At 41.3% G+C, this 10,896-nt stretch carries 8 protein-coding genes, 4 tRNA genes and 2 pseudogenes; 13 read left to right on the plus strand and 1 reads right to left on the minus strand.

The genetic code is table 11. The features are described 5' to 3' along the window. The first annotated feature begins 17 nt into the window (after positions 1–17). The 4 genes and pseudogenes from C3Z13_RS02265 to adk form a co-directional block, all read left to right on the plus strand. Positions 18–1,286 carry an AmpG family muropeptide MFS transporter gene (locus tag C3Z13_RS02265; RefSeq protein ID WP_103854877.1) on the plus strand — a complete coding sequence of 423 codons (1,269 nt, stop codon included), beginning with the start codon at positions 18–20 and terminating at the stop codon, positions 1,284–1,286. Positions 1,287–1,378: 92 nt separating this feature from the next. Further along, positions 1,379–1,510 (plus strand): hypothetical protein, encoded by a 132-nt coding sequence (locus tag C3Z13_RS12600; RefSeq protein ID WP_281258759.1) that lies wholly within the window; start codon positions 1,379–1,381, stop codon positions 1,508–1,510. Then, positions 1,504–2,130 (plus strand): bile acid:sodium symporter family protein, encoded by a 627-nt coding sequence (locus C3Z13_RS12045; protein ID WP_245872499.1) that lies wholly within the window; start codon positions 1,504–1,506, stop codon positions 2,128–2,130. Before C3Z13_RS12600 ends, C3Z13_RS12045 begins: the two co-directional genes overlap by 7 nt. 304 nt (positions 2,131–2,434) lie before the next feature. Next, positions 2,435–3,074 (plus strand): annotated as a pseudogene (gene adk / locus C3Z13_RS02275) (adenylate kinase); the annotation flags it as partial. A 56-nt stretch (positions 3,075–3,130) separates the two neighbouring features. On the opposite strand, the gene C3Z13_RS02280 reads toward adk, so the two are convergent. Further along, a complete protein-coding gene (locus C3Z13_RS02280) occupies positions 3,131–3,949 on the minus strand; it encodes a DNA ligase (protein ID WP_103854872.1) in 819 nt (272 codons plus the stop codon). A 218-nt stretch (positions 3,950–4,167) separates the two neighbouring features. Between C3Z13_RS02280 and C3Z13_RS02285 the strand changes: the two genes are divergently transcribed. From C3Z13_RS02285 to C3Z13_RS02325, 9 genes and pseudogenes are all read left to right on the plus strand, one after another. Next, positions 4,168–5,316, plus strand: a complete 1,149-nt coding sequence (locus C3Z13_RS02285; RefSeq protein WP_103854873.1) for a 5-methyltetrahydropteroyltriglutamate--homocysteine S-methyltransferase — start codon at positions 4,168–4,170, stop codon at positions 5,314–5,316. A 208-nt stretch (positions 5,317–5,524) separates the two neighbouring features. After that, positions 5,525–6,328, plus strand: coding sequence for a glucosamine-6-phosphate deaminase (gene nagB / locus C3Z13_RS02290; RefSeq protein ID WP_103854874.1), 804 nt, complete (start codon positions 5,525–5,527; stop codon positions 6,326–6,328). Positions 6,329–6,351: 23 nt separating this feature from the next. Further along, positions 6,352–7,497: an N-acetylglucosamine-6-phosphate deacetylase gene (gene nagA / locus C3Z13_RS02295; RefSeq protein WP_103854875.1), complete on the plus strand. Its 1,146-nt coding sequence runs from the start codon at positions 6,352–6,354 to the stop codon at positions 7,495–7,497. A 156-nt stretch (positions 7,498–7,653) separates the two neighbouring features. Beyond that, a complete protein-coding gene (locus tag C3Z13_RS02300; RefSeq protein ID WP_103854876.1) occupies positions 7,654–8,877 on the plus strand; it encodes an ROK family transcriptional regulator in 1,224 nt (407 codons plus the stop codon). A 145-nt stretch (positions 8,878–9,022) separates the two neighbouring features. Next, a tRNA-Met gene (locus C3Z13_RS02305) sits at positions 9,023–9,099 on the plus strand. Positions 9,100–9,103: 4 nt separating this feature from the next. Next, positions 9,104–9,188, plus strand: a tRNA-Leu gene (locus tag C3Z13_RS02310). Between the two features lie 27 nt (positions 9,189–9,215). After that, a tRNA-Gln gene (locus C3Z13_RS02315) sits at positions 9,216–9,290 on the plus strand. Between the two features lie 44 nt (positions 9,291–9,334). Further along, positions 9,335–9,409 (plus strand) — tRNA-Gln (locus tag C3Z13_RS02320). A gap of 132 nt (positions 9,410–9,541) precedes the next feature. Further along, positions 9,542–10,802 (plus strand): annotated as a pseudogene (locus tag C3Z13_RS02325) (NRAMP family divalent metal transporter). The last annotated feature ends 94 nt before the right edge of the window (positions 10,803–10,896 follow it).

Raw genomic sequence — 10,896 nt, forward strand, 5'->3', positions numbered from 1 at the left:
CACCGCACTTTATGGCTATGACCACACAATCGAATTTATTTTCACAAATTTTCAGCCGTAATATGCTGATCTGCGTATTCACGGGATTTAGCTCGGGCTTACCCCTTTATGTTTTGGTTTCTTTGTTACCTATTTGGTTACGCGCAGAAAACGTTGATCTCAAAACCTTGGGCTATTTCACCCTAATAATGCTCCCTTTTTCGTGGAAGTTTGTCTGGGCGCCCTTGCTTGATCGCTTTGTGCCGCCTTTTTTAGGTCGCCGCCGCGGCTGGATGCTGATCTCACAAATTTTATTGCTAATCAGCTTGGCATTATTTGGCTTTTTAGATCCAAGCAAACAATTTGGACTCAGTTTAATTGCCGCCTTGGGCGTGCTTTGTTCCTTCTTTTCCGCCACGCAAGACATTGTGCTAGATGCCTATCGGAGAGAAATTTTAACCGACAATGAATTAGGTTTAGGCAACTCGATTCACGTTAATGCTTATCGTATTGCAGGCCTTGTTCCCGGTTCGCTTTCATTGATTTTGGCGGATCATTTCCCTTGGCAAACCGTGTTTATCATTACCGCAATGTTTATGTTGCCGGGGATTTTAATGTGTCTATTTTTAAGCACCGAACCTAATATTGCGCTAAAAAAACACCGCACTTTAGAAGAAAGTGTCATTGAACCTTTCCGCGAATTTTTTCAACGCAAAGGTATTTGGTCAGCCTTAGGGATTTTGGCGTTTATTTTTCTGTATAAATTAGGCGACAGTATGGCTACGGCGCTGATTTCCCCTTTCTATTTAGATATGGGATTTAGCAAAACCCAGATCGGTTTGGTGGTGAAAAATGCCTCTTTATGGCCAATGGTGGTCGCCAGTATTTTAGGCGGGATTTTAATGCTGAAAGTGGGCATTAACCGCGCTTTATGGTTATTTGGATTTGTGCAAATTATCACCATTCTTGGCTTTGCCTGGCTCGCCAAACAAGGGCCTTTTGAAACCGTAGATAGCCGTGCCTTGTGGTCGCTCAGCCTTGTGGTGGCCGCGGAATATATTGGCATCGGTTTAGGTACAGCCGCCTTTGTTGCTTTCATGGCAAGGGAAACCAATCCCCTTTACACTGCCACACAGCTTGCCTTATTTACCAGCCTTGCCGCATTACCAAGAGCTACGCTCAACACCCAAGCAGGCGCGTTGATCGACTGGCTGGGCTACTATGATTATTTCTGGCTTTGCTTCTGGCTCGCGATCCCTGGAATGTTATGTTTATTTAAAGTTGCGCCTTGGAAGCAAGCAGACTAGCACCTTTATTGACGAAGAAATTTAGGAGAAAGCAATGCAATTTTTGAAAAAGCTTAGTTTTTATTAGCCAAATCACCGCACTTTTTATTATTGTGCTGGCGTTAATCACCTTTTATAAACCTGAATTATTCACTTGGGTAAAAGGCGATACGCAAGTGTTCATCATCAGCATTATTATGCTTTCAATGGGAATGACCTTAGGTAAAAAGATTATCAAGTGTTAGCGCAACGCCCGTTGGATATTCTTATCGGTACCATTGTGCAATATACCGTAATGCCTTTTGTAGCGATTGCTATTGCAAAAAGTTTTGATCTTTCCCCAGCGCTCACTCTTGGTTTAGTTTTAGTTGGCTCTTGCCCTGGTGGTGTGGCGTCTAACATTATGACGTTCCTATGCAAAGGCGATATAGCATTTTCAGTGGGAATGACCACCGTTTCAACCTTACTAGCGCCAGTAATGACGCCATTATTGCTAAATTATTTGGTAGGCCAAAGCGTGGAAATGAACGGCTGGGCAATGTTTAAATTTATGCTTTTAGTAACCGTGTTGCCTGTGGCGGTGGGATCGATTTTAAACATCAGCTTACACCGCAAACAATGGTTCCAAGACATCAAAGCGTTAATGCCGGGCGTGGCAGTGATTAACTTCGCCTTTATTGTGGGCGGTGTGGTCGCCATTTATGGGGATTATTTCTTACAATCAGGCTTAATGATTTTACTTTGTATCGTGGTACATAACCTTATCGGCTACGCTCTTGGCTATTCTTCAGGCAAATTGTTTGGAATGAGCTTAGCGAAAAAGAAACCATTTCCTTGGAAGTGGGCGTGCAAAATGCAGGTTTAGCTACTGGATTAAGTATGAAGTTCTTCCCAACCATTCCAGAATCAGCGGTGGTTTGTGCCGTGGCGTGCGTGTGGCACTCTGTGGCAGGAACGGTTTACGCCAATTTCTATTATGGGTGGATAAATACCGCAAATCCCCTTCACAAAAGGAACTTGCGGAAGAGATTTCGTGAGATCAAGGAAAATAAAGTGCGGTGCTTTTTTATGAATTTTTTGCAAATTAGTTAATTTTGATTTTCATCGCCCTTGAGTTTTCGACTTATTAAAGGTATGTTATCGCAGATTTTTTTATAAACGAGGTTGATATGAAGATTATTCTTTTAGGTGCGCCGGGTGCAGGTAAAGGCACGCAAGCACAATTTATTATGAACAAATTCGGTATTCCGCAAATTTCTACGGGCGATATGTTGCGCGCGGCAATTAAAGCGGGAACAGAATTAGGCAAACAAGCGAAAACCTTAATGGACGCAGGGCAGCTTGTGCCAGATGATTTAATTATTTCGCTCGTGAAAGAGCGTGTTGCACAAGAAGATTGCGCGAAAGGCTTTTTATTAGACGGCTTCCCGCGCACCATTCCGCAAGCGGATGCCTTAAAAAGCGCAGGCATCAGCATTGATTATGTGTTGGAATTTGATGTGCCAGATGAAGTGATTGTTGAGCGTATGAGTGGTCGCCGTGTTCACCAAGCTTCTGGACGTACTTACCACGTTGTGTATAACCCGCCAAAAGTGGAAGGTAAAGATGATGTAACCGGTGAAGATTTAATATCCGTGCTGATGACAAGCCTGAAACCGTATTAGATCGCTTGAAAGTGTATCACAACACCACCAAACCGTTGGTTGATTATTACCAAGCTGAAGCCCGAAGCGGGCAATACAAATATTCCGTTTAGACGGTACGCAAAAAGTGGAAGAAGTGAGTGCAGAATTAGATAAAATTCTCGCTTATTTCCACCGCACTTTATCAATCCCCTTGATTTCAAGGGGATTTTTTATGCGCTATTATTCCTTCTTCCGCCAATAAGTGGCAAATCTTGGCAGCCCTTTTTGTGTCAAACCACGGTATTTGTAGGTAATGATTGAACCGATTGGTGGTGGATTTTCTCTATCCGATAATTTAAAACCTGAACCGATACGAAATTCGCCACGCTGATTTTTACAAGTAATCGCACCGAATTTATAAGCAAATTGCCCCTTGCCTTTATGGTGTGCAATCACTTCACATTCTTCATCAAGTGCGGTCTTTAATTTCAAAATTTGCTGACTGCGTTTGTTTTCATAAGGTGCATTAGGGTTACGCAGCACCAAGCCTTCCCCTTGTTTTTGTTCTACTTCACGCAAAAAATCTTGTACTTGGGCATAATGTTTGATTGGAATTTGTTTAATAATTTCAATATATTGGCTTGGGTGCTGGGCTAAATAATTTTCCAACACGGCTAAACGTTCAAATAAATTGCCTTTGGCATTAGGCACATCAAACACATAAAGCTTTAATTTTTCCCAACCTTTATCTTTTTGCGAACGCACAATAGAAGAAATTTGCTCAAACGCATTGCGTTGGCTAAACAGTTCACCATCAATGGCAAAAGGCGGAAAATCTTTAATGAAATAATATGGCGGCGTGAGAATTTTATTCTGTCTTGTAAACAGCTGTTTACCGTCCCAATATCCCCTGATGCCGTCTAACTTTTCGCTCATCACCCAACCTTGCACATTTTGATTGTGGTAAGTGCCAAGTAGCATTAAATCTGGCGGATTGGCCTTAGCTAATGCTGAGCATAGTGCGAATAAAATGAGCAGGATACGCTGAATATAAAGCATAATTTTTTCCCCGATTTTTCTGCGCAATAAAAATTTGGTTGGGATATTAAGCGACTTTTTAGTGCTTGTGGAAAATGCAGTTTGGTTTTGCGATCTCGATCGTAAAAATTATTGTGGTTTTAAAAGTGCGGTGGTGTTTTGGGATTTTTTTAGAATATGTGTGAATTTTTTGTTAAAATTACGGCTTTCTATCTAAATATAACTAAAAGAGAGTGATTATGAGCAAACTATTTCCTAATGCACAACTTCGTGATAAAGCGCCCTATCGTTTTGATATTGTTGGCAGTTTTTTACGTCCAGAAAGTTTAAAACAGGCACGTCAGCAATGTAGCTGTGGGGATATTTCTTGTGCGGATCTCACCCAAGTGGAAGATAAAGAAATTGCCAATTTAGTGGCGCACCAAAAAGCAGTGGGCTTACCTGCGGTAACCGACGGAGAGTTTCGCCGTACCTTTTGGCATTTAGATTTCTTAAGTGCGTTAGATGGCGTGGAAGAAGTGGAAGCAGAAAAATTTTCTGTCCAATTTAAACATCATAATGTTCGTCCTAAGACGTTGAAAATTGTTGATAAAATCGGTTTCTCGGATACTCACCCATTCCTTGAACATTACCGTTCTTTACAGCAAATTGCCGGCGATTATCCTGTTAAATTCACCATTCCGTCACCTTCAATGTTACATTTAATTTGTACGGTGCGTGAAACGGATTATCAGCCAATTGAGCGTTATAAAAACAACAATCAGCAATTACTAGATGATATTGCGGACGCTTATATTAGTGCGATGCAAAAATTCTATGTCCTAGGTTGTCGTAACCTGCAATTAGATGACACAAGCTGGGGCGAATTATGTTCTGAAGAAAAACGCCAAGCTTATCAAGAACGTGGCTTCGATTTAGAGCAACTCGCGAAAGATTATGTGTATATGGTGAACCGTATTATTGCCGCGAAACCTGCGGATATGACCATTACAATGCACATTTGCCGTGGTAACTTCCGCTCAACTTGGTTCTCATCGGGCGGCTATGAACCTGTGGCAGAAACCCTATTTGGGCACTGTAACGTTGATGGCTTCTTCCTTGAGTACGATAGCGATCGTTCGGGCGATTTCAAACCATTGCGCTTTATTAAAGATCAGCAAGTGGTGCTAGGTTTGGTTACTTCAAAAGACGGCAACCTTGAAGATAAAAACGAAATCATCAAACGTATTCAAGAAGCCGCACAATATGTGGACATCAACCAGCTTTGTTTAAGCCCGCAATGTGGCTTTGCTTCAACGGAAGAAGGCAATATCCTGACAGAAGAGCAACAATGGAATAAACTGAATTTCATTCGTGAAATTGTTGAGGAAGTTTGGGGTAAGGCGTAATTTTTGACCTTTCATTCTTGATGATAGAAGAATACCGCTTTTTTATAGAGCGGTATTATTTTTGCAAATTTTCTCTTTGTGATTTAGATCACGATTTTCTCTTTTCGTTAAAATTCTATTTCTCTTTGAAGTTAATCTTATTTTATAATGAAAACTATGAAATGATACTTCAAAATAATGAAATTGAGATAGCAAACAGGAGAGAGCTATGCGTTTAATTCCTTTAAAAACCGCCGAGCAAGTCAGCAAATGGGCTGCACGTCATATTGTTGATCGTATTAATGAATTTAAACCAACGGAAGAACGCCCTTTTGTGCTGGGATTGCCCACAGGCGGCACGCCGTTACAAACCTATAAAGAATTAATCAAACTTTATCAAGCTGGGGAAGTGAGCTTTAAAAACGTGGTAACCTTTAATATGGACGAATATGTTGGGCTGCCAAAAGATCACCCAGAAAGTTACCGCTCTTTTATGTATAAGAATTTTTTTGATCACGTTGATATTCAAGAAAAAAATATTAACTTGTTAGACGGCAATGCGCCTGATCTTGATGCTGAATGCCGCCGTTATGAAGAAAAAATGCAATCTTACGGCAAGGTAAATTTATTTATGGGCGGCGTTGGCGTGGACGGCCATATTGCTTTTAACGAACCTGCGTCATCGCTAGCTTCTCGCACTAGAATTAAAACTCTGACGGAAGATACCCTTATCGCTAACTCACGTTTCTTTGATAATGACGTGAATAAAGTGCCAAAATACGCTTTAACCATTGGGGTCGCCACGTTGCTTGACGCAGCAGAAGTGATGCTTTTAGTCACGGGGTATAATAAAGCCCTTGCTTTGCAAGCGGGGGTGGAGGGCAGTGTGAACCATTTTTGGACGATCAGTGCGTTACAGCTACACCGCCACGCAATCTTTGTTTGTGATGAACCGGCAACGCAGGAATTAAAAGTGAAAACCGTGAAATATTTCACTGAGTTAGAAGCCAAAGCCATTCATAGTGTGTTATAGCGAATAAAAAAGAAGGTGAAAAAATGCGTTATGCGTTAGTTAATGGCGTGATTTATACCGCCCAAGCCGTGCTTTATGGGCAAGCGGTGATTGTGGAAGACGAGAAAATCCTTTCTATCGTGTCACAAGAAAATCTGCCTGAGGGAATACAACAAATTGATTTAAAAGGGAATAATCTAACGGCAGGATTTATTGATTTACAATTAAACGGCTGTGGTGGCGTGATGTTTAATGGCGATACGTCCGTGAAAACCCTTGAAATTATGCAGCAAACCAATTTGCGTTCTGGCACAACAAGTTATCTGCCAACCTTTATCACAGCAGATGATGAGGGCATTAAGCAAGCCGTTTCGGTAATGGGGGAATATCTTAAAAAGCATAAAAATCAAGCCCTTGGCTTGCATTTGGAAGGCCCTTATTTAAGTGTCGAAAAGAAAGGCGTGCATCAGGCAGAATATATTCGTGCCATAAGCCCTGAAATGAAAGATTTTCTATGCCAAAATTCAGCGGTGATCACCAAAATCACCCTTGCCCCTGAAAATCCAACGGCAAAATATATTGGTGATTTTGTACAAAGTGGCATTGTGGTTTCCATCGGGCATTCCAACGCCACTTATGACGTAGCTAAACAAGCAATTGCCAAGGGGGCAACGTTTGCCACCCACTTGCACAATGCGATGTCGCCAATTAGCTCAGGACGTGAAATGGGCGTTGTCGGCGCGGTGTTAGACAGCGATATTTACACGGGTATTATCGTCGATGGCTTGCACGTTGAATTCGGCAATATCAAAATTGATAAAAAAGTGAAAGGCGATAAATTGTGCATTGTTACAGATGCCACAGCCGCCGCAGGCGCGGATATTGAATCTTTCGACTTTGTCGGCAAAACCGTGTATGTGCGCAATGGTAAATGCTATGACGCCAACGGCACGCTCGGCGGTTCTGCAATCACAATGATTGAATCGGTAGAAAATGCGGTGAAACAAGTAGGCATTCCACTCGATGAAACCCTAAGAATGTGCAATTACTATCCTGCCAAAGCCATTGGTGTTGATGATCATTTAGGTGATATTGCAGAAGGAAAAATCGCCAATTTGACTGTGTTTAACAATGATTTTGACGTGCTAGGCAGCGCAGTCAATGGGCAGTGGACGTGGTATAAAAACTAGCCCAAAAATCACCGCACTTTGAGTGCTATTTAAATACGAAATAAAGGTAGCTTCGGCTGCCTTTTTGTTTAGATATTTTCTAGTCTAGGCATTTTGCCCAATTCATTTTAAAATACAGCATTATTCGTTTTATGTATTTTATGTGTGGGAAAAAGAATGCGGGATAATCATCAAATCGCGAATGTTGATTTTGTTAAACAGATGAATAGTGCGGTGGTTTATAAATTAATTGACCAGCAAGGACCGATTTCTCGTATTCAAATTTCTGAACTAAGCCAGCTCGCACCAGCCAGTGTAACCAAAATCACGCGTAACTTGTTAGGACGTGGGCTGATTAAAGAAGTGGAGCAGCAGCGATCCACCGGCGGACGGCGTGCCACGTCTATTATTGCGGAGCATAAAGCCTTTCGCACCATTCTCATTCATTTAGGGCGTAAGCAGGTAACCTTTGCCATTATGGATCTTTCTGCGAAACTCTTGAAAAGAGAAATTGTGGATTTGCCGGAGTATCAAAGTGCGGTGCAAATTGAGCAATTTTTAATAACGCACCTTGCGCAGTTTATCGAAAAAAATCAGCGTAAAAATGCGGAATTTATTGCCATTGGTATTACTGTGCCGGGCTTTGTGGATGTGAAAACCAACGATATTCAATATTTACCGCATTTATCCCTTGATGAACCTTGGGCGCTGGCAAATCACCTTGCAGAACACTTCCAATTAATGACTTTTATTGGTCACGATGTGCGAAGTTTAGCCTTAGCGGAGCATTATTTTGGTGTTACCAAAGATTGCTATGATTCCTTATTATTGCGTATTCATCGTGGCGTTGGCGCAGGCATTGTGATTAATCACGAAGTCTTTCTTGGTTATAAAAATAATGTGGGGGAAATTGGGCATATTCAGGTGGATCCTTTGGGTAAGCGCTGTTTATGTGGCAATGTGGGCTGTTTGGAAACCGTTGTCAGCAATGCCGCAATTGAAGAAAAAATGCAACGTTTGCTGGAAGATGGTTATCAAAGCAAGTGGATTTCTTTAGAAAGTCACGATATTGAAGCGATTTGCAAAGCGGTAAATAAGCAAGATGCGGTAGCGGTGGATTTGATCGAACACGTTGGCGTGCAGATTGGACGCGTATTGGCGATGAGTGTCAATATGTTTAATCCTGAAAAAATTGTTATTTCAGGGGAGATTACGCAAGCGCAAAGCGTGCTGTTTGCTGCTATTCGCCGAACCTTAGACAACTTGGCTTTACCCGCGTTTGTGAAAAGCACACCGCTGGTGGCATCTGAATTAAAAAATGAAGATGTGATTGGCGCATTTGCATTGATTAAACAAGCCTTATTAGATGGCAGATTGCTACAACATTTATTAGCAGAGTAAAGTGCGGTCGCTTTTACGCCGATTTGTATAATCTCTATGCGAATGAGAAAGAATTTAGAAAAAAGCATAAAAAAAGAGTTGACGAAGGGGAGTCAGATCAGCATAATTAGCCCCGCAAAGCCGATGAGGTGAATGCAAAATGTTTGGCTATGTAGCTCAGTTGGTTAGAGCACAACACTCATAATGTTGGGGTCACAGGTTCGAATCCCGTCATAGCCACCATATTGCGGGACTGGCGAAATTGGTAGACGCACCAGATTTAGGTTCTGGCGCCGCGAGGTGTGTGGGTTCAAGTCCCTCGTCCCGCACCATTCATTAGCTTGCAGTTCTTTAGTAGGTGGGGTATCGCCAAGCGGTAAGGCACCGGGTTTTGATCTCGGCATCCCTAGGTTCGAATCCTAGTACCCCAGCCATACTATCTAACATTTCAATCTTCTTTTCTTAAAGAATTTCCTATTGGGGTATCGCCAAGCGGTAAGGCACCGGGTTTTGATCTCGGCATTCCTAGGTTCGAATCCTAGTACCCCAGCCATTATCTTTCCTAATAGATTTTCCTTTATTCTTCTTTTTATAGTGTAAAAAAGTTGTAAAAAATTACACCGCACTTATGTTTTTTTGCATTTATATCAATTATAATCATTTCCTTTTTTCATAAGGAATAACTATGACCACAAACACAACAAAAACAGGCTGGACAACTAAGTTTAGCTCCCTAGGGCCGGGGATTTTAATGGCATCAGCCGCCATCGGCGGATCGCATATTATTGCTTCTACCCAAGCTGGGGCAATTTATGGTTGGCAACTTGCAATTATCATTATTCTTGCAAACTTTTTTAAATATCCTTTTTTCCGTTTCGGTGTGCAATACACGCTAGATACAGGCAATACCTTACTTGACGGTTATCGCCAAAAAGGAAAATTATATTTATGGGTTTTCTTTTTACTTAATATTTTCTCAACCGCCATTAATATGACGGCGATTTCCTTGCTGTGTGCGGTTATTCTTAATTTCGTGTTACCTACACCAGTTAATATGTCTGTCTTAAGCGCAATAATGATTTCTTCCGCTGCTGCGATTTTACTTTTTGGGAAGTATCGCTTATTAGATGGTTTAGCGAAAGTGATTATGATTGCATTAACGGTAACGACCGTTGCCGCTGTGGTAATCGCACTGATGCGTAATGGCGTGCAAGGAATTGCAGCCGATGATTACATTTCCCCATCACCTTGGAATTTAAGCGCATTAGCTTTTATTGTGGCGCTAATGGGGTGGATGCCAGCACCCATTGAACTTTCCGTCATTAATTCAATGTGGGTGGTGGCAAAACGCCGTTTAACCAAAGTATCTTATAAAGATGGGATTTTTGATTTTAATGTTGGCTATGTTAGCACTGCGATTTTAGCGTTAGTGTTTCTTGCATTGGGGGCGCTAGTGCAATTTGGCTCCAACGAAACCGTTGAAATGGTACGGGGGGAAATATATTGCACAGCTTATCAATATGTATTCTTCAACCATTGGTGAATGGGCAAAAGACCTCATTGCTTTTATCGCATTTATGTGTATTTTCGGTACGACATTATCAATGCTAGATGGTTATTCTCGCACTAATCTTGAAAGTTTGAGATTACTAGCGGGCAAAAAAGAAAGCCGTGTAAGTTTTTTAAATTTATCTATCTTATGTTCAACAATCGCAGTTTTAGTGATTATTTTCTGTTTCAGTGATGCCGTAGGACCAATGTTAAAATTGGCAATGATAGGTTCTTTTGTTTCAACTCCTGTATTTGCGTGGTTGAACCTATCGTTGGTGATGAAAGGTGAACATTGTGTAAGAGGTTTCCTATTATGGTTATCTTTAGTCGGATTGGTTTACCTTGCTGGTTTCACATTGTTATTTATTGCTTCACATTTTGGTTGGATAAACTAAAAAATATTGATAAAAAAAGCCGCACTTTTAAAGTGCGGTCTTTTTTTCGCAGAATTTTATGCAATGCCTTTGTGTCTTAACAAGGCATCTAATT

The sequence above is a fragment of the Avibacterium endocarditidis genome, from assembly GCF_002921145.1.
GTDB classification, from domain to species: Bacteria; Pseudomonadota; Gammaproteobacteria; order Enterobacterales; family Pasteurellaceae; genus Avibacterium; species Avibacterium endocarditidis.